19 protein-coding genes are annotated in these 17,573 nt (G+C 64.5%); 9 read left to right on the plus strand and 10 right to left on the minus strand.

Annotated elements, in window-relative coordinates:
* Positions 1–48: 48 nt before the first annotated feature.
* From BV95_RS12505 to BV95_RS12535, 7 genes are all read right to left on the minus strand, one after another.
* Positions 49–1,044 (minus strand): sensor domain-containing diguanylate cyclase, encoded by a 996-nt coding sequence (locus BV95_RS12505; protein WP_037452253.1) that lies wholly within the window; start codon positions 1,042–1,044, stop codon positions 49–51.
* A gap of 119 nt (positions 1,045–1,163) precedes the next feature.
* Positions 1,164–1,436, minus strand: coding sequence for an HPr family phosphocarrier protein (locus BV95_RS12510; RefSeq protein WP_020818371.1), 273 nt, complete (start codon positions 1,434–1,436; stop codon positions 1,164–1,166).
* Positions 1,433–1,837, minus strand: coding sequence for a PTS sugar transporter subunit IIA (locus BV95_RS12515; protein ID WP_013847575.1), 405 nt, complete (start codon positions 1,835–1,837; stop codon positions 1,433–1,435). Before BV95_RS12515 ends, BV95_RS12510 begins: the two co-directional genes overlap by 4 nt.
* Before the next feature lie 25 nt (positions 1,838–1,862).
* Entirely contained in the window at positions 1,863–2,801 is a 939-nt protein-coding gene (rapZ, locus tag BV95_RS12520) for an RNase adapter RapZ (RefSeq protein ID WP_037452255.1), read from the minus strand.
* The gene (locus tag BV95_RS12525; protein WP_037452257.1) at positions 2,798–3,247 is read right to left on the minus strand and encodes an HPr kinase/phosphorylase; all 450 of its coding nucleotides are present in this window, start codon (positions 3,245–3,247) and stop codon (positions 2,798–2,800) included. Before BV95_RS12525 ends, rapZ begins: the two co-directional genes overlap by 4 nt.
* A gap of 242 nt (positions 3,248–3,489) precedes the next feature.
* A complete protein-coding gene (locus tag BV95_RS12530) occupies positions 3,490–5,085 on the minus strand; it encodes a sensor histidine kinase (RefSeq protein WP_037452259.1) in 1,596 nt (531 codons plus the stop codon).
* Positions 5,051–5,758 (minus strand): response regulator transcription factor, encoded by a 708-nt coding sequence (locus tag BV95_RS12535; protein WP_013847571.1) that lies wholly within the window; start codon positions 5,756–5,758, stop codon positions 5,051–5,053. Before BV95_RS12535 ends, BV95_RS12530 begins: the two co-directional genes overlap by 35 nt.
* Positions 5,759–6,048: 290 nt before the next feature.
* Between BV95_RS12535 and BV95_RS12540 the strand changes: the two genes are divergently transcribed.
* The 4 genes from BV95_RS12540 (at position 6,049) to BV95_RS12555 (ending at position 9,364) form a co-directional block, all read left to right on the plus strand.
* A complete protein-coding gene (locus BV95_RS12540; RefSeq protein WP_037452390.1) occupies positions 6,049–7,644 on the plus strand; it encodes a phosphoenolpyruvate carboxykinase in 1,596 nt (531 codons plus the stop codon).
* Positions 7,645–7,758: 114 nt separating this feature from the next.
* Positions 7,759–8,070, plus strand: coding sequence for a hypothetical protein (locus BV95_RS12545; RefSeq protein WP_037452262.1), 312 nt, complete (start codon positions 7,759–7,761; stop codon positions 8,068–8,070).
* Positions 8,071–8,187: 117 nt separating this feature from the next.
* A complete protein-coding gene (locus BV95_RS12550; protein ID WP_037452265.1) occupies positions 8,188–8,391 on the plus strand; it encodes a hypothetical protein in 204 nt (67 codons plus the stop codon).
* Between the two features lie 157 nt (positions 8,392–8,548).
* Positions 8,549–9,364: a ferredoxin--NADP reductase gene (locus tag BV95_RS12555; protein WP_037452268.1), complete on the plus strand. Its 816-nt coding sequence runs from the start codon at positions 8,549–8,551 to the stop codon at positions 9,362–9,364.
* Between the two features lie 229 nt (positions 9,365–9,593).
* Here BV95_RS12555 and BV95_RS12560 read toward each other — a convergent pair whose 3' ends face one another.
* Positions 9,594–10,052 (minus strand): NfeD family protein, encoded by a 459-nt coding sequence (locus BV95_RS12560; protein ID WP_037452270.1) that lies wholly within the window; start codon positions 10,050–10,052, stop codon positions 9,594–9,596.
* Entirely contained in the window at positions 10,052–11,023 is a 972-nt protein-coding gene (locus tag BV95_RS12565; protein ID WP_037452273.1) for an SPFH domain-containing protein, read from the minus strand. The genes BV95_RS12560 and BV95_RS12565 overlap by 1 nt, the downstream gene beginning before the upstream one ends.
* Before the next feature lie 78 nt (positions 11,024–11,101).
* On the opposite strand from BV95_RS12565, the gene BV95_RS12570 reads away from it, so the two are divergent.
* Entirely contained in the window at positions 11,102–11,917 is an 816-nt protein-coding gene (locus BV95_RS12570) for an HpcH/HpaI aldolase/citrate lyase family protein (protein WP_037452276.1), read from the plus strand.
* Between the two features lie 309 nt (positions 11,918–12,226).
* The gene (locus BV95_RS12575) at positions 12,227–12,982 is read left to right on the plus strand and encodes a hypothetical protein (RefSeq protein WP_234703182.1); all 756 of its coding nucleotides are present in this window, start codon (positions 12,227–12,229) and stop codon (positions 12,980–12,982) included.
* Between the two features lie 317 nt (positions 12,983–13,299).
* On the opposite strand, the gene ubiG is transcribed toward BV95_RS12575, so the two are convergent.
* Positions 13,300–14,037 carry a bifunctional 2-polyprenyl-6-hydroxyphenol methylase/3-demethylubiquinol 3-O-methyltransferase UbiG gene (gene ubiG / locus BV95_RS12580; protein WP_037452283.1) on the minus strand — a complete coding sequence of 246 codons (738 nt, stop codon included), beginning with the start codon at positions 14,035–14,037 and terminating at the stop codon, positions 13,300–13,302.
* Positions 14,038–14,185: 148 nt separating this feature from the next.
* Between ubiG and BV95_RS12585 the strand changes: the two genes are divergently transcribed.
* The 3 genes from BV95_RS12585 to BV95_RS12595 all read left to right on the plus strand — a co-directional run bounded on the left by BV95_RS12585 (position 14,186) and on the right by BV95_RS12595 (position 17,509).
* The gene (locus tag BV95_RS12585; protein ID WP_037452286.1) at positions 14,186–15,451 is read left to right on the plus strand and encodes an aspartate kinase; all 1,266 of its coding nucleotides are present in this window, start codon (positions 14,186–14,188) and stop codon (positions 15,449–15,451) included.
* Positions 15,452–15,571: 120 nt separating this feature from the next.
* The gene (locus BV95_RS12590) at positions 15,572–16,582 is read left to right on the plus strand and encodes an NAD(P)H-dependent flavin oxidoreductase (protein WP_037452289.1); all 1,011 of its coding nucleotides are present in this window, start codon (positions 15,572–15,574) and stop codon (positions 16,580–16,582) included.
* Positions 16,583–16,696: 114 nt separating this feature from the next.
* Entirely contained in the window at positions 16,697–17,509 is an 813-nt protein-coding gene (locus BV95_RS12595; protein WP_037452292.1) for a hypothetical protein, read from the plus strand.
* The last annotated feature ends 64 nt before the right edge of the window (positions 17,510–17,573 follow it).

The raw sequence follows: 17,573 nt of genomic DNA on the forward strand, positions 1-17,573 counted from the left end.
GCGGGAGGGGGAATGACGGCAAACCACCCAAAACAGCTTCGCTTGCCCCTAAGTCGCGTGGGAGGCGCCGTGCCGGGCGACGGCGACGCGGTTGCGGCCGGAGCGCTTGGCCTCGTAGAGCGCCATGTCGGCCACCGCCAGCCAGCTTTCGCCGGTCGGCCAGTCGCCGCGCAGTTCCGCCACGCCGAAGCTGACCGTCACGCGCAGCGGCGGCGGGCCGGGGATCTCCGCTGCGGCAATCGCCTCGCAGAAACGTTGCGCGGCTCTGGCGGCGTCTTCCTCGGCGGTTTCGGGCAGCAATATGCCGAATTCCTCGCCTCCCAGCCGACCCAGCGAATCGCTGGGCCGTTGCAGGCTGGTGCAGAGCCGGGCGATGCCGCGGATCACCTGATCGCCCGCCGGATGGCCATGGGTGTCGTTGATCCGCTTGAAATGATCGATGTCGAACAGCAGCAGGCTGGCGGGCCGCTCATGCCGTTCGAACAGGGCGATGGCGCGGTTCATTTCAGTCAGGAAGGCGCGGCGGGTGAGGGCGCCGGTCAGATGATCGCGTTCGGCGATGCGGCGCAGTTCCAACTGTTCGACCACCAGCGCGGCCAGATTTTTGAGGATGGCGATCTGGCCGGGGTCGAATTCCCGCGGGACGGTGTCGATGGCGCAGAGCGAGCCGATATTGTAGCCGTCCGGCGTTTCCAGCGGGATGCCCGCATAGCTGCGGATATTGGGATCGCCCGTGACGAGCGGATTGTCGCGGAAGCGCGCATCCTCCTGCGCGTCGGTGACGACCATGGGCGCCCGCTGGCGGATGGTGTGGTCGCAAAAGGCGATGTCGCGGGAGGTTTCGCTGGCGTCGAGACCGGCCAGCGACTTGAACCATTGCCGGCCGCTGTCGACCAGCGAGACGGCGGAAATCGGCACGCCCAAAATGCTGCGGACCAGATCGGTGATGCGGTCGAAGGAGGGTTCGCTTGGCGTGTCCAGAACTTCGTAGCGTTCCAGCGCGGCCATGCGCGCCGGTTCATCCGTCAGCTTGGGGTCGAGCATTGCCAATGCACCTCAATGGGCGGCGCGGCCGGTTCCGCGCCCCGCGATTCTCATTGAAACCTTATCTCACGATAATGGCTTGGCGATGTTTAACAAAGGCTTGGCGGTTGCCGTCCGCCTTATTCCTCGCCGAATTTATCCTCCACCAGCGTCACCAGCTTGCCCAGCGAATCGGCCGCCTCCGGGCCGGTGGCGCTGATCGTGATGCTGTCGCCCATCGCCGCGCCCAGCATCATGAGGCCCATGATGGAGGTTCCGGTGACCTCGCTGCCGTCCTTGCGCACCGTGATCTGCGCGGGCAGGCCGCTGGCCAGGGTCACGAATTTCGCGCTGGCGCGGGCGTGGAGGCCCCGCCGGTTGCTGATCCTGACTTCCTGACTGATTTCGCTCATGTAGTGCTGCCCAACAGTTCCGATGCGACGCTGATATATTTCTGGCCCGCCTCCCGCGCGGCGGCGACGGCCTGGCGCACGTCCATGACCTTGCGCGCGCTTTCCAGGCGGATCAGCATGGGCAGGTTGATGCCCGCGATCACCTCTATCTCGCCCGCCTTCAGCAGGGAAATGGCCAGGTTGGACGGGGTGCCGCCGAACAGGTCGGTCAACAGGATCACGCCCGCCCCGTCATTGACGCGGGCGACCGCGTCCGCGATGTCGGCGCGGCGCATCTCCATGTCATCCTCTGGCCCGATGCAGATGGTCTCGATCTGCTGCTGCGGACCGACCACATGTTCCATCGCGACGACGAATTCCGTCGCCAGCGCCCCATGGGTGACGAGTACCAGTCCAATCATGTCGCTTACGTGGCCCACCTGTTTTTCATGATGTTGCTTTCGGGCCTCCCGGTCTGCGCTTCTCCAGGGCATCCTGGGGCGCTGATTCCATATTGCGGTGCGAGACCGTGGGCGAAAAGCCCGCATCTTGCAAGTCTCTGGCGACGCGTTCGGCGACATGGACCGAACGATGACGGCCGCCGGTGCAGCCGAAGGCCACGGTAATGTAGCTTTTTCCGCTCTCCGCATAGCGGGGCAGCAGCAGCGTCAGCAATTGTTCGATGCGCTGGACGGCCTCCTCATAGGCCGGGTCCGCCACGATATAGGCGGCGACATCGGGGTCCAGCCCGGTTTTGGGCCGCAGATCCTCCTCCCAATGCGGATTGCGCAGGAAGCGCATGTCGAAGATCAGGTCGGCGTTCAGCGGCACGCCCCGCGAATAGCCGAAGGACAGGATGGTCAGCACCGGGTCCGACAGCCCCTCGCGCGCGAAGCGGTTGCGGATTTCCTGCTGCAACCCGTTGCTGGTCAGGCTGCTGGTGTCGATCACCTGATTGGCCCAGCGGCGCAGCGGTTCGGTCAGTTCCCGTTCGCGGGCGATGCCGTGGCGGGCGGGGCGGTCGGTGGCCAGCGGGTGGCGTCGGCGCGTCTCGGCGAAGCGGCGCTCCAGTTCCGCGCCGGAGCAGTCGAGGAACAGCGTCTCCACATCATGGCCGTGACGGGACCGCAGCGCCTTGATCCGCTGGACGATGGCGGCGGCGTCGAAACCCCTGGTCCGCGCATCGATGCCCAGCGCCAGCGGACGGTCCGTCCCCTCGTCATGCCCCTCCGGCAGGGGGGTGTCGAGCAGCCGGTCGAGCAGCACCAGCGGCAGGTTGTCGACCACTTCCCAGCCCATATCCTCCAGCGTCTTGAGCGCGGTGGTCTTGCCCGCGCCGGACAGGCCGGAAACGAGCAATATGGTCTTCGGCGTTTCGAAACTCACGATAGGCTCTCGCTCTTCAGGCCCATGCTCCTGACTGCGAGTTCGACCTTGATCGGGGCGGATGCCTCGAACGGGGCGAGGCGCACGACCGGGATGTCGACGCCCGCGATCGATCGTTGCGCGGTTTCCAGCGGCATGCGCTCCACCGCGTCGCTCAGGTCGACGGCCAGGGCGACGGGGGCGTTGTCCGCATGGGGCATGTCGACCAGACCCAGGCCGCGCACCTCCATCATGCCGACGATCCGGTCGGGGGCGCGGGCGAACAGGCGGCCTTCGATTTCCAGCAGGCGGGTATAATCGTCGCTGATCAGCACCGCGCCGCGGTCGATCAGGCGCAGCGCCAGATCGGACTTGCCCATGCCGCTGGGGCCGCAGAGCAGGACGGCCCGGCCGTCAATCGCCACGCTGGTCGCATGTAGGGTTTCGGAAGAGGGTGTCGACGCCATATCGCCTTATCGCTTTGACGTCATATTAGCCCGTCTTGGCGCTGGGGGAAATCGAATTAACCGGGGCGGTTCTCATTATGGTGCGGTTGTTAATCCTCCCTGCGCGAAGCGTGGGGAGGGGGACCGCGCGAAGCGTGGTGGAGGGGAAATGGCGTGACCTCCGAATTTCCCCTCCACCACCGCCTTCGGCGGCGGTCCCCCTCCCCATCTATCGATGGGGAGGAATAGGAGAGGTTCGCTTCTTATTCCGAAACGATGCCTGGATCGCGTTCCACCGCCATGGGCAGGCGCATGATGAAGCAGGCGCCGCTTTGCGCGTCCTGGCGGTCGGCGATGCTGATCTTGCCCTGATGCCCCTCCACGATGGAGCGGGCGATGGCGAGGCCCAGACCCGAATGCTTGCCGAACGCCTCATTTTCCGGGCGCACGCTGTGGAAGCGGCGGAAGACATGTTCGCGTTCGGATTCGGGGACGCCCGGTCCCTGATCCTCGACGCTGACCAGCACTTCATTATCCGCCACCGTCGCGACGATCTGGACCAGTCCATCGTCGGGGGAGAAGGACACGGCATTGTCGATCAGATTGTCGAGCACGCGGATGATCCGCTGTTCCTCGCCCAGCACCACCGCGACATTCCGGCGCGGGCGGGCGAAGGCGAGGCGGACGCCGCGGGGGACGCCGCGGGCTTCGCGGGCCACCACCATCCGCTCGATCAGCAGGCCAAGGTCGATCGGCTCGAACCGGGTGCGCGACAATTGGGCATCGATGCGCGACGCTTCGGCAATGTCTGTGACCAGCCGGTCAAGCCGCCGCACATCGTCCTGCGCGATGGCCATCAACTGGGCACGCAGTTCCGGCTTGTCCACCCGGTCCAGCGCGTCCAGCGCGGAGCGCAGGGAGGCGATGGGGTTCTTCAATTCATGGCTGACGTCGGCGGCGAAGGCGTCCGTGGCGTCGATCCGCTGGCGCAGCGCATGGCTCATGTCCGACAGGGCGCGGGCCAGCATGCCGATCTCGTCGCGCCGGTCGGGCAGGCGGGGCACGGTGACTTCACGCGCCCGGCCCAGCCGCACCCGCACCGCTGCGCGGGCCAGCCGCTGCAACGGCTGCACGATGGTCCGGGCGAGGAACAGCGAGAGCAATACCGATGCCAGCACCGCCGCCGCCAGCACCATGCCCAGGCGGAAGCGTTCGGCGCGGACGGTGCGGGTGATGTCGCGGGCGTTTTCGGTCGCCAGCAGGCTGGTGCCGTCCTTCGCGATGACGGCGGCCGATATCATGAAGGTGCGGTCGGGCGCATAGCGGTTCACCGCCTGGGTCCGGCCGCTTTTCCGCGCCACCACCAGTTCGGGCCAGGCCTGCGCCCGGTCGACCGCCGGTTCATCGAAATTGGGCGGGCGGTCGGCGGAAACGATGCGGTCGATCAGCTTGTCGAGGAAGCGGGCGACATGGCGCTGCCATTCCTCCTCCTCCGGCAGGCGCAGGCGATAGCGGGGGGCGTCCATGGCGAAGCTGTCCGCGATCAGCCGTCCGTCCCCGTCATAGCGGCGCACGCGATCTTCCGTCTGCCGCGCATAGGCGGCGATCAGCGCGTCTTGCCGGTCGGCGGGCGCATTTTCCAGGCCGATGGCCAGCAATTCCAGTTCGCGGGCCGACTGTTGCAGCCGGTCGTCAACGATGCGCGTGCGATAGCTGTCGAGATAGAAGAATCCGCCCGCCAGCAGCGCCAGCGCGAACACGTTGACCGCCAGGATGCGCGGGGTCAGGCTGATCCGGCCGGACCAGCTCAATCCCGGACCCGCGTCAGACCTCTTCGGAGAAACGGTAGCCGGCGCCATAGAGGGTGTCGATCGCGTTGAATTCGGGGTCGGTTTCGCGGAACTTGCGGCGGAGGCGCTTGATGTGGCTGTCGATGGTGCGGTCGTCGACATAGACGTCATCCTGATAGGCCGCATCCATCAACTGGTTGCGATTCTTGACCACGCCGGGGCGCGCGGCAAGCGTTTCGAGGATCAGGAACTCGGTGACGGTCAGCGTCACGTCCCGGCCCATCCATTTCACCCGGTGCCGGGCCGGGTCCATCTCCAGCCGTCCGCGCACGATGGGTTCGGCGACCGGTTCGTCCGGGGAGGCGTCCGCCTTGCTGACCTCCGCCCGGCGCAGGATCGCCCGGATGCGGGCGATCAGCAGCCGTTGGGAAAAGGGCTTGCTTATATAATCGTCCGCGCCCATGGCAAGGCCCAGCGCCTCGTCCAGTTCATCCGCCTTGGACGTCAGGAAGATGACCGGCATATGGCTCTTCTCGCGCAGCCGCCGCAGCAGTTCCAGCCCGTCCATGCGCGGCATCTTAATGTCGAAGACGGCAAGGTCGGCGGGGTTTTCGATCAGCGCCTTCAACGCCGCCTCCGGGTCCGAATAGAGGCGCGTCAGAAACCCCTCCGTCTGCAAGGCGATGGAGACGGAGGTCAGGATATTCTTGTCATCGTCCACCAGAGCGATGGTTGCGGTCATGCTGTGTCCCGGAAATTCGTCGGCATGGGAATAGCTTGCGTTAGACGATGGCGGCTTCCCCCGCAAGGAAGGTCGGGCAGGCGGGTTATGCGGCGTAGTCGTGGGAATTCGGGATAGATGCCGCCGCCATGGCGTTTTCCGGGGTTTGACGCACCTACTGCAAAGCCTTATGCCCCCTCTGTCTGCAACAGACGGCGCCACGCGGCACGAAGAATCGCGGCGCCGGGAGGTGGACCGGTCGTGAACATGATAAGATGGCGACCGACATAATGATATTCAGGAGCAAAGGCGTGCAGGCCAAATCCTCTTTCACCCTCGATCAGCAGGGCATTTCCACCAGCGCTGTTCAATATTGGAATCTGGGCACCGCGCCCCTGGTCGAAGCCGCGCTCGCCAATGGCGAAGGCATTTTGGCCAAGGACGGCCCGCTGGTCGTCAAGACCGGCAAGCATACCGGCCGGTCGGCAAGCGACAAGTTCATCGTCCGGGACGCGGAAACCGAATCGACCGTCTGGTGGGGCAAGACCAACGTGCCGATGACGCCGGAACATTTCGCCGCGCTGAAGGCCGATTTCTTCGCCGCCCTGGGTCAGAAGGACAAGCTGTATGTCGCCGACCTGTTCGGCGGGTCGCAGCCGGAACATCGCGTCAATGTGCGCGTCATCAACGAATTCGCCTGGCACAACCTGTTCATCCGCACGCTGCTGGTCCGTCCCGGCGCGGATGAGCTGGCCGGTTTCGCGCCTGAATATACGATCATCGACCTGCCGACCTTCAAGGCCGATCCGGCCCGCCACGGCAGCCGCAGCGAAACCGTGATCGCGGTCAACTTCACCGAGAAGCTGATCCTGATCGGCGGCACCCGCTATGCCGGCGAGATGAAGAAGTCGGTGTTCGGCATCCTCAACTATCTGCTGCCGACCCATGGCGTGATGCCGATGCATTGCTCCGCCAATATCGGTCCCAATGGCGACACCGCCGTCTTCTTCGGCCTGTCGGGCACGGGCAAGACCACCCTGTCGGCCGATGCCTCCCGGACCCTCATCGGCGACGACGAGCATGGTTGGTCGGACACCGCCGTCTTCAATTTCGAGGGCGGCTGCTATGCCAAGATGATCAACCTGTCGGCCGAGGCCGAGCCGGAGATCTTCGCCACCACCAAGCGGTTCGGCACGGTGCTGGAAAATGTCGTGATAGACGAGGAAACCCGCGAGATCGACCTGGACGACAATAGCCTGGCGGAAAACAGCCGCGGTTCCTACCCGATCGACTTCATCCCGAACGCGTCGGAGAAGAATCTGGGGCCGGTGCCCAAGAACATCATCTTCCTAACCGCCGACGCTTATGGCGTGCTGCCGCCGATTGCGCGGCTGACGCCGGAACAGGCCATGTATCACTTCCTGTCGGGCTATACCGCGCGCGTCGCGGGGACCGAAATCGGCGTGACGGAGCCGACCGCTACCTTCTCCACCTGCTTCGGCGCGCCGTTCATGCCGCGTCATCCCTCCGTCTACGGCAATCTGCTGAAGGAACGGATCAACAAGGGTGGCGTGACCTGCTGGCTGGTCAATACCGGCTGGACCGGCGGCAAATATGGCGTCGGCAAGCGCATGCCGATCAAGGTGACTCGCGCCCTGCTGAACGCCGCGCTGGACGGCAGCCTGAACAGCGCCGAATTCCGGGTCGATCCGAATTTCGGCTTCCAGGTGCCGGTATCGGTTCCGGGCGTGGATTCGACCATCCTCGATCCGCGCGCGACCTGGGACGACAAGGCGGCCTATGACGAAACCGCCGGCAAGCTGGTGAAGCAGTTTGTCGACAATTTCGCCCAGTTCGAGGATCATGTCGACGCATCGGTGCGTGAAGCGGCTTTGACCGCCGCCTGACATCGCAGCGATCCGTAACGAAAGGGGCCGGGGGAGCGATCCTCCGGCCTCTTTCGCTTTCTGTCGGCGGCGCGCAATGCTATCCTGCGTCAAATCACTGGCGGGATATGTCCTATGTTTGACGATTTGCTGGGAAATATGGGTGGTCTGGAGGCGGTCGCCGCGAAGATCGGCCTTCAGCCGGAGCAGATGCAGGCGCTGATGAGCGAAATCGGCGGCAAGATCGCTGCGGGCGAGACCGATGTCGCCGCGCTGGCGACCACGGCGGCCGAACATGGCGTGTCGGCGGACAAGCTGCAGGAGCTTTTCGCCCAATTTGGCGGGCCGGAAGCCATATTGTCGAAGATCGGCGGCCTGTTCGACCGGGACGGCGACGGCAATCCGCTCAATGAACTGGGCGGGTTGGCCAAGGGCCTGTTCGGCTGACGCATTGGGCGGAATGACCGGGCATACCCCCGATAGAGTATGCTTTTGGACAGGGAAGCCATTATGGACCTGCTGCGGGGACGGGCGTGTCGGCGTTCCGGAGCAAGGGAAATCATCATGGTGGGGGATATGCTGCTCGGCAGCGCCGCCATTGCAGCGATATTGAGCGGCAATGCGCAGGCGCAGGGCCAATTGCTGTCCGGCGAATGGATGCAGGATGGCGCCTGCGTCCCCGGTCATCGGGTGTTGCCGGGGGTGACTCATTTGCCCTGCTGCGTTCCGGCCCGTCGCGCCGTGCCGCCGCTTTGCCCCCGGTCCTGATCCGGCGCGGATGATCGCCAGCTTTCGCGCCGACAAGTTTTTTTCGCCTTGCCTTGGAACGTTCCAGGGGGCATTCGCGCTGCACAGCTTATTGCGAAGCCCACGCAACTGACGCTCTTTCGGCGGCGGTCGCCCTGGATTTGGCAGGGGAAAAGGTTTGAACGACGTGACGATCGAAAAGCCGGTGCTGGAACCGACCGGCGCGCTATCCGTGGAAACCGTGCTGTCGGTGCGGCATTGGAACGAGCATCTTTTCAGCTTCCGCATCACGCGGCCCGCCAGCTTCCGCTTCCGGTCGGGCGAGTTCGTGATGATCGGGTTGCAGGGCGACAATGGCAAGCCGCTGCTGCGCGCCTATTCGGTCGCCAGCCCCGCCTGGGACGAGGAACTGGAGTTCCTGTCGATCAAGGTGCAGGACGGCCCGCTGACGTCGAAGCTGCAATTGATCCAGCCCGGCGACCAGATCTATCTGGGCCGCAAGCCGACCGGCACGCTGGTGACGGACGCGCTGCTGCCGGGCAAGCGGCTGTTCATGCTGTCGACCGGTACGGGGCTGGCGCCCTTCCTCAGCCTGGCGCGCGATCCGGACGTCTATGAATTTTACGAGCAGGTCGTGGTGGTGCATTCGGTTCGCCGGGTGAGCGATCTGGCCTTCCATGACGAACTGTCGGGCAAGCTGGCGGAAGACCCGCTGGTGGCGGAACAGGCGGCGAGCCAGTTCCATTATGTGCCGACCGTGACCCGCGAGCCGTTCCGGAACAATGTCCGTATCGACAAGCTGATGGAAACGGGTGCGCTGTTCGAGGGCATATCGGGCGACGCGAAGTTCAATCCGGAAACCGACCGGATCATGATGTGCGGCAGCATGGAGATGATCAAGCAGTTCGGCGCCTATTTCGAGGAGCAGGGCTTTGCCGAAGGCTCCAACGCCGCGCCGGGGGCTTATGTGATCGAGCGGGCTTTCGTCGGCTGATTTGTTGGCGCTATGGTGGAAAGAAGGGGCTGGCGGTGACGCTGGCCCTTTTTTGGTCGCTTAAATCCTCCCTGCGCGCAGCGTGGGGAGGGGGACCGCTCGCGAAGCGAGTGGTGGAGGGGAAATTCGGAGGTCGTGCCCCTTTCCCCTCCACCACGCTTCGCGCGGTCCCCCTCCCCATCTCTCGATGGGGAGGAATGGGAGGGGTTCGCTTACTCCTTAAGCCGTCTCAAACCAGCTCCACCTTCAGCACCGACGCCTCGGCGCCGATTACTCTGACGCTTGTGCCCACGGGCGCGTCGGGGCCTCGGCAGGACCATACGCCGTCCCCCACCTTCACCCGTCCCCGGCCATTGTCGATCGCTTCGACCACGGTGACGATTTCCCCCACCAGCCGCGCCGCGCGGTCGTTGAGGAGCGGGTCTTGCGAATCCACCGGATTGGCGGTGTACCAGCGCCGCCCGCCCCATACCGACAGCAGGCACAGGCCGGCAAACAGCAGCAGTTGCAGCGGCACGGAGATCGGAAAGACGAGCGCGACGAGGCCCGTCACCGCGGCCGCCAGCGCGACCCAGATCAGGAACACGCCCGGCACCAGCACCTCGCCCATGCCGAGCAGCGCGGCGAAGACCAGCCAGCCCCAATGATCGTCCAGCAGGGCGAGCCAGCCCATCATGCCCGTTCCCATCAGGCTGGCCCCTGTCCGAACGGGCCACGGCGCGGCGCTGCAGGGGGCGACGGGGGTGGGGCGCCTTCACCCAATGCCTCCTTCGCCAGCGCGCCGATGCCGCCCAGCGTGCCGATCAACTGGGTCGCCTCGACCGGGAAGAGGATCGTCTTGGCATTGGGGGAGGTGGCGAACTGGCTCACCGCCTCGACATATTTCTGGGCGATGAAATAGTTGATCGCCTGCGCATTGCCGCTGGCGATGGCTTCGGAGACCATCTGCGTCGCCTTGGCTTCCGCCTCCGCCTCGCGCTCGCGGGCTTCGGCGTCGCGGAAGGCGGCTTCGCGGCGGCCCTCCGCCTCCAATATCTGGCTTTGCTTCTGACCTTCGGCCTTCAGGATTTCCGATGCGCGCAGGCCCTCCGATTCCAGGATCAGGGCGCGTTTTTCGCGCTCGGCCTTCATCTGGCGGCCCATGGCGTTGACAATGTCGGCGGGCGGGCGAATGTCCTTCAACTCGACGCGGGTGATCTTAATGCCCCAGGCGTTGGTGGCGTGATCGACCACGGACAGCAGCCGCGCATTGATTTCGTCGCGCTTCGACAGGGTTTCATCGAGGTCCATCGACCCCATCACCGTGCGCAGGTTGGTGGTCGCAAGCTGCATGATCGCGACATAGAGTTCCGACACTTCATAGGCCGCCTTGGCCGCGTCCAGCACCTGGAAGAAGACCACGCCGTCGACCGACACCATGGCATTGTCCTTGGTGATGATTTCCTGCCCCGGAATGTCGACCACCTGTTCCATCATGTTGATCTTCCGCCCGACGGCGTAGAAAAAGGCGGGGTAGAAATTCAGGCCGGGGCGCGCGACTTCGGTGAAGCGGCCGAAGCGTTCGATGGTATATTGATAGCCCTGGCGCACGACCTTGACGCTGACCGCCAGATAAAACAGCACCAGCAATGTCACCGTCAGCGCGAATGTCGTCAGCATGCTGCCCTCCCCCTGAAATCCGCTTGGACTATGACGCGAAATCATGAATGGGGAAAGGCAAAGGATAGGAGTTTCATCATGTTGTTGCGCCACGCCCGATCGCTGCTGTTCCTGCCCGCGTCCAACCCCCGCGCCATCGCCAAGGCGCGGACCTTGCCCTGCGACATGGTGATACTGGATCTGGAGGATGCGGTGCCCGACGACCGCAAGGAAGAAGCGCTGGCCAATGCGGTAGAAGCCGTGGCGGAGGGTTTTGGCGGGCGTCTGGCGGCGGTGCGCATCAATGTCGAGGGCGCGCCGACGCATGGGCGCGAGATGGTGGCGCTGAAAGGCTCTGCCGCCGATTATGTCGTGCTGCCCAAGGTGGAGACGCCCAAGCAGGTGAAGGACGTGTTCAGCGTCTGCCAGAAACCGGTGATCGCGATGATCGAAAGCGCGGCAGGCGTAGTCGCGGCGCAGGCGATCGCGGCGGCGGAGGGCTGCGCGGGGCTGTTCATGGGCAATAACGACCTGCGGCAGGATCTGGGAATTCCGCCTTCGGCCGGGCGGGAGGGGCTGTCGCTGTCGCTGCAATCGACCATATTGGCGGCGCGGGCGGCCCGGATCGCGGTGTTCGACGGCGTGTTCAACCGGCTGGACGATGAGGCCGGGTTCGAAAGCGAATGCGCGGCGGGGCATGTGCTGGGCTTCGACGGCAAGACGCTGATCCATCCCAGCCAGGTGCCGGTCGCCAATCAGGTGTTCGGTCCCGATCCGCAGGCCGTGGCGGATGCGCGGCGGCTGATCGAGGCGGCGACGGGCGGCGCCGAACGCTTCGAGGGGCGCATGATCGAAAGCATGCATGTGGAAGAAGCGAAGGCGTTGATCGCGAGAGCCGACGCGGTGACGGTTTAGGGCGGTGGCCACAAACCCGGAGTGGGGAATGGCGTGACCTGCGTATCTTCCCCTCCACCAGCCTTCGGCCGGTCCCCCTCCCCATCTATCGATGGGGAGGAATAGGATAGGTCCGCTTTCTACCCCAATCGCTCCGTCGGGCATTTTGGATTGTCCACGCCGCAAGGCTGGAGATGGACGAAAGGGCGCAATTCCACGATGTTTCCGCATGCGTCATAAATGTCACTGTCAATAAATAATTAATGGCATTTTTATGGCAAAATGTTAATGTTGAATTTGCGGGGTCCAGTCGATTCTGCGAGGTCCATCATGTCCAGGTTGAGGATGGCGGCCGGTGCCGCCAGTTGCTTTGTCGCGCTCTTTTTTGGCGGTGCCGCGTCTGCGGGGGAGGCACGGTGCTGGCAAAGCTATGAAGTCGAAGCGGCGCGAGTCAGGGATCTACAGATCATGTTGATGCTGGGATCGCTGAAATGCCGGTCGACCAATAGCGAGATCACGGCGAAATACGATAAATTCTATGAGAAGATGGGAAGCGCCGATAAATATAATAATGCGTTGAAACTGCGCTTCATGCGCGAAAACGGCATAGCTGACGGACAGCGTGCCTATGATGATTTCATAACCAGACTGGCCAATAGTCACAGCGATGGCCTCCAGACAGCGGGTTTCTGCCAGATGGCCGATACGTTGCTGAGCCTGGCGACCGACGCCGGTGAGAATGAGCTTCCGATGCTGGCCCGGAATTTTTCCGAAAAACCGGCCGGGGTCGGAGATGTGTGTGAATTGACGACCGCTGCGGCGGCGGCTCCGGCCTCTGTCCCGGCGGATGCAGTGAAAGCGGCGCCGGTGAGCGATCCGGTGACGCCGACAGCAGCAGTGGCCGAGACGGCAGCACCGCAGGTCACGCCGCAATCCGCCGCGGCGGCGCTGGAGGCGGCGGCTGTCGCGCTTCAGTCGGCCGCGGCGAGCCTCAAGACCCAGCCAAGTGCGGCCAATGCGGCGACAAAGGACGCCGCGCTGGATGCGCAGCCGACGCTGGTGGCGGTGGCGAAGCCTGTAAGCTGAGAGTTGGAGAGGTGCCGCGCTTTGGGGGAGCGCGGCATGGGGGCAATGTTCAGGCCCCGGAACGCTTTTTAGTCCCCGCTGCGTTCCCTTCGCTTCAACTCCGGTTTGCCGGTTGCAATAGAGGTGGTGCGCTTTGCGCTTGCTGCGTCGATTGGACGAGGGTCGTGCGTTCCGGCCCGTCGTCATGCTGAACTTGTTTCAGCATCCATTTCTCCCCAGGCGGCCAAGGCTCTTGGAGGCACAATGGATGCTGAAACAAGTTCAGCATGACGGGTAACGGGAAAGCATGGCTCTCCGCCGCCGCATCTGCATCGCCTTCACCCCTGCCGGTGGCGGGCGGTCAGCAGATAGTTGATCGCCTTGTTGGGCGACAGGATGAAGCCCTTGGCGGGCGTGAAGCTGAGGCCGCTACTGTCGGTGACTTCCAGACCCGCATCTTCCAGCAGCTTCGTCAATTCCTCAGGATTCAGGAATTTGCGCCAGTCGTGCGTGCCCTTGGGAATGCCGCCGATGCTTTCGCCGATGGTGATCATGGCCAGCCGGGACAGCGGCGTGCGGTTGGGGGTGGAGAGGATCAGCAGGCCGCCCGGCGCCAGCTTGTCCGCCAGCGCGGCGATGAAGGCGGCCGGATCGGTGACATGCTCTATCACCTCCATCGAGGTGACGAGGTCGAAGCCGCTTTCCTCCAACTGCTCCACCGGGGTGGCGCGATAGTCGATGGAGAGGCCCTGCGCCTCCGCATGGCTGCGCGCCACGGCGATATTCTCCGCCGCCGCGTCCAGCGCCGTCAGCGCCGCGCCCATGCGGGCCAGCGGTTCGGAGAGCAATCCCGCGCCGCAGCCGACATCCAGCGCCCGCTTGCCCGCGAGTGGACGAAAGCTCTGGTCGTGCCCTGGCCAATGCCCGTCGACGGCATCGCGGATATAGCGCAGGCGCACGGGGTTCAGCTTGTGCAGCATGGCGCTGCTGCCCTTTGGATCCCACCAGTCGGCGGCCATGCTGCCGAAATGTGCGGCTTCGCGGGGGTCGATGGTGCTGGAAGCTGTGTTCGCCATAATCGCCCTGCTACCAGCGTCCGCCTCTTCGCGCCATATGCGCTTTGCGCGTGAGGTTGCCATATTCGCCGCTGCTGCTATAGCGGCGCCGTTTTTGCCCCATGGGGCGACATTTTCTTTCTTACAACCAGGCAGGCTCGACAAGCAAATGGCGCGCATCGTGATGAAATTCGGCGGCACCTCCATGGCGGGGATGGAGCGAATTCGCAACGTGGCCGCGCGCGTCAAGCATGTCGTCGAACAGGGTCATGAAGTCGCCGTTGTCGTATCCGCCATGGCGGGCGAGACGGACCGGCTGGTCGGCTTCTGCAAGGAAGCCTCTGCCCTTTACGATCCGGCGGAATATGACGTCGTCGTCGCCAGCGGCGAACAGGTGACCAGCGGCCTGCTGGCCATGACGCTGAAGGCGATGGGCGTCGACGCGCGAAGCTGGCTCGGCTGGCAACTGCCCATCCGCACCAACGAGGCCCATGCCAAGGCGCGCATCGGGGACATCGACACGATCGACCTGCTCGCGTCCATGCGGTCAGGCACAGTCGCCGTCATTCCCGGCTTCCAGGGCATGATGGAGGATGGCCGCATCTCGACTCTGGGCCGAGGCGGTTCGGACACATCGGCCGTGGCCGTGGCGGCGGCGTTGAAGGCGGATCGCTGCGACATCTATACCGACGTCGACGGCGTCTACACCACCGACCCCCGCATCGTGGCGCGGGCGCGCAAGCTGGACCTCGTCACCTATGAGGAGATGCTGGAACTGGCCTCGGTCGGGGCCAAGGTGCTCCAGACCCGTTCGGTCGGCCTCGCCATGAAGGAAGGCGTGGTCGTGCAGGTGCTTTCCTCCTTCGATGATCCCACGCAGGACGACCTCCCCGGCACGCTGATCGTCAGCGAGGAGGAACTGGAAGCCAAGCTCAAGGAAGACAAGATGGAACGTCAGCTCATCACCGGCATCGCCCATGACAAGAATGAGGCGAAGATCACCCTGACCCGCGTGCCGGACCGTCCGGGCGCGGTGGCGCACATCTTCGGCCCGCTGGCCGATGCCGCGATCAACGTCGACATGATCATCCAGAATGTCGGCCGCGACAAGGGCGAGACGGACGTGACCTTCACCGTGCCGGGCGCGGATCTGGCGCGCGCGCTGGACGTGCTGGAGGGGCAGAAGGACGTGATCGGCTTCAACCGGGTGATCCCGGATACCAAGGTGGCGAAAGTGTCGGTGGTCGGCGTCGGCATGAAGAGCCATGCGGGCGTGGCGTCCGCCATGTTCCAGGCGCTGGCCGATCGCGGGATCAACATCCTCGCCATCTCGACCAGCGAGATCAAGGTTTCGGTGCTGATCGACGAGGATGAGACCGAACTGGCGGTGCGCGTGCTGCACACCGCTTACGGTCTGGACGCGCCGGTCGCGTAAGCGAACCTCTTTACTAAAGTCGTCATTCCCGCGAAGGCGGGAATCCATCTCCAACCCCATCCCCTGTCGCCATGTCGGGAGATGGATCCCCGCCTTCGCGGGGATGACGGGAAAGAACGAATGAGCAAGTCGAAACTGCAATCCCTGATGGCCCGCGGCACCGATTTCCTGGGCTGCGAGGTCGCGATCCTGTGCGGGGCGATGAGTTGGGTGTCGGAGCGGCATTTGGTCGCGGCCATCTCCAATGCGGGTGGCTTCGGCGTGATCGCCTGCGGGGCGATGACGCCTGACCTGCTGGACAAGGAAATCGCGGCGACCAAGGCGCTGACGTCGAAGCCCTTCGGCGTCAATCTCATCACCATGCATCCGCAGCTTTTCGAGCTGATCGACGTTTGCGCGAAACATGAGGTCGGCCATGTGGTGCTGGCCGGCGGCCTGCCGCCCAAGGGCAGCATAGAGGCGATCAAGCAGAAGGGCGCGAAGCTGATCTGCTTCGCCCCGGCGCTGGCGCTGGCGAAGAAGCTGGCGCGTTCCGGCGTCGACGCGCTGGTGATCGAGGGGATGGAGGCGGGCGGCCATATCGGCCCGGTGTCGACCAGCGTATTGGCGCAGGAAATCCTGCCCGAAATGGCGTCGCAGCTTCCGGTGTTCGTCGCGGGCGGCATCGGGCGCGGCGAGCTGATCGCGGGCTATCTGGAAATGGGCGCGGCGGGCGTGCAGCTTGGCACCCGCTTCGCCTGCGCGACGGAGAGCATCGCCCATCCCAATTTCAAGAAGGCCTTTTTCCGCGCCTCCGCCCGCGACGCCATCGCCAGCGTGCAGATCGACCCGCGCCTGCCGGTCATTCCCGTGCGCGCCCTGAAAAATGCCGGGACCGAAGCCTTCACCGCCAAGCAGCGCGAGGTCGCCAACCTGCTGGACAGCGGCGCGGTCGACATGGGCGAGGCGCAGTTGCAGATCGAACATTATTGGGCGGGCGCCCTTCGCCGCGCCGTGATCGACGGCGATGTCGAGGGCGGTTCGCTGATGGCGGGGCAGTCGGTCGGCATGGTCGCGAAGGAAGAGCCGGTGGCCGACATCATTGCCCAGTTGATGGATGAAGCGGTGGTGGCGCTGGAGCGGCGCGCCTGAAAACAGGACAGGGTGAATCCGTGACCGGATGAGCCGAACCCCGGCGCGCTCGTCAGGAACGCTTGGCTTTGCCATGAGTTTGTTCTGTCCTGACAATGATCAAAGGGATTTCGGGTGCCGTCGCGTACCGTCTTTCGCCGTTTTTATGCGCTTGCATCCATAACCGCGCTCGCACTGGTCGCGGGCTGCTCCACGCCGGAAAAGGCGCCGCCCACGCCACCGCCGCCGGTGGTGCCGACGATCAAGCCGCTGCCGCCCATGGGCGCGGTGGAGGATATGAGCATTCCGGAGGTCGCGACGGACGGCAGCTATCTGACCCCCAATCGCGGCGTTACCGCCAATACCGCGCTCTGGCATGTGCGGATGGCGCTGAACGTGGCGGCGCTGTCCTGCCATGGCGTCTATGAGCCGGCGCGCCTCCAGTATAACCAGATATTGCATGTGCATCAGGCGGCGCTGCGGGAGGCCAATGCGGCGGTCGACCGCAATTATCTGGCCGCTTATGGAACGGGCGGGCTGAAGGCGCGGGAATTGCTGAACACCGTCGTCTATAATTTCTTCGCCCTCCCGCCGGTCACGAAGAGCTTCTGTCCGGTGGCGATCGATGTCGGCGCGAAGATTCTGGCCATGCCGTCCGACCAGTTGCTGGCCTATGCGCCCGAAGCGCTGACCGCGCTGGAAAAGCCGTTCCAGGATTTTTATGCGGCCTATGCCGACTATCTGCGGCGGCTGGCGGAATGGCAGTCGCGTTTCGGCGGGACGGTGACTGTGGTGGCGTCGCCTACGCCTCTGCCGCCGCCGCCGATGGCGCCCAGGGAAGTCGCGTCCGGCTTCGCGCCCGTCAGGGTGCCGGGCGCGCCGGTGGTGGTGGAGGTGCCGACCTTCCCCCTGACGCCGATGCGCGAGACGTTCGTGCCAGTGCAATAGAGCATCGTGCGCGCAATGGGGCTATTTCGTGCGATTGGCGCCAGCTTCATTCCAGATCGTCATG

This window comes from Sphingobium chlorophenolicum (assembly GCF_000722875.1).
Lineage (GTDB): Bacteria > Pseudomonadota > Alphaproteobacteria > Sphingomonadales > Sphingomonadaceae > Sphingobium > Sphingobium chlorophenolicum.

Excerpts from the sequence above, each read along its gene's own strand:
- BV95_RS12505 (WP_037452253.1), bottom strand. The coding sequence starts at position 1,044 with ATGCTCGACCCCAAGCTGACGGATGAACCGGCGCGCATGGCCGCGCTG.
- BV95_RS12510 (WP_020818371.1), bottom strand. The coding sequence starts at position 1,436 with ATGAGCGAAATCAGTCAGGAAGTCAGGATCAGCAACCGGCGGGGCCTC.
- BV95_RS12515 (WP_013847575.1), bottom strand. The coding sequence starts at position 1,837 with ATGATTGGACTGGTACTCGTCACCCATGGGGCGCTGGCGACGGAATTC.
- BV95_RS12525 (WP_037452257.1), bottom strand. The coding sequence starts at position 3,247 with ATGGCGTCGACACCCTCTTCCGAAACCCTACATGCGACCAGCGTGGCG.
- BV95_RS12530 (WP_037452259.1), bottom strand. The coding sequence starts at position 5,085 with ATGGCGCCGGCTACCGTTTCTCCGAAGAGGTCTGACGCGGGTCCGGGA.
- BV95_RS12535 (WP_013847571.1), bottom strand. The coding sequence starts at position 5,758 with ATGACCGCAACCATCGCTCTGGTGGACGATGACAAGAATATCCTGACC.
- BV95_RS12545 (WP_037452262.1), top strand. The coding sequence starts at position 7,759 with ATGTTTGACGATTTGCTGGGAAATATGGGTGGTCTGGAGGCGGTCGCC.
- BV95_RS12550 (WP_037452265.1), top strand. The coding sequence starts at position 8,188 with ATGGTGGGGGATATGCTGCTCGGCAGCGCCGCCATTGCAGCGATATTG.
- BV95_RS12560 (WP_037452270.1), bottom strand. The coding sequence starts at position 10,052 with ATGGGAACGGGCATGATGGGCTGGCTCGCCCTGCTGGACGATCATTGG.
- BV95_RS12565 (WP_037452273.1), bottom strand. The coding sequence starts at position 11,023 with ATGCTGACGACATTCGCGCTGACGGTGACATTGCTGGTGCTGTTTTAT.
- BV95_RS12570 (WP_037452276.1), top strand. The coding sequence starts at position 11,102 with ATGTTGTTGCGCCACGCCCGATCGCTGCTGTTCCTGCCCGCGTCCAAC.
- BV95_RS12575 (WP_234703182.1), top strand. The coding sequence starts at position 12,227 with ATGTCCAGGTTGAGGATGGCGGCCGGTGCCGCCAGTTGCTTTGTCGCG.
- ubiG (WP_037452283.1), bottom strand. The coding sequence starts at position 14,037 with ATGGCGAACACAGCTTCCAGCACCATCGACCCCCGCGAAGCCGCACAT.
- BV95_RS12585 (WP_037452286.1), top strand. The coding sequence starts at position 14,186 with ATGGCGCGCATCGTGATGAAATTCGGCGGCACCTCCATGGCGGGGATG.
- BV95_RS12590 (WP_037452289.1), top strand. The coding sequence starts at position 15,572 with ATGAGCAAGTCGAAACTGCAATCCCTGATGGCCCGCGGCACCGATTTC.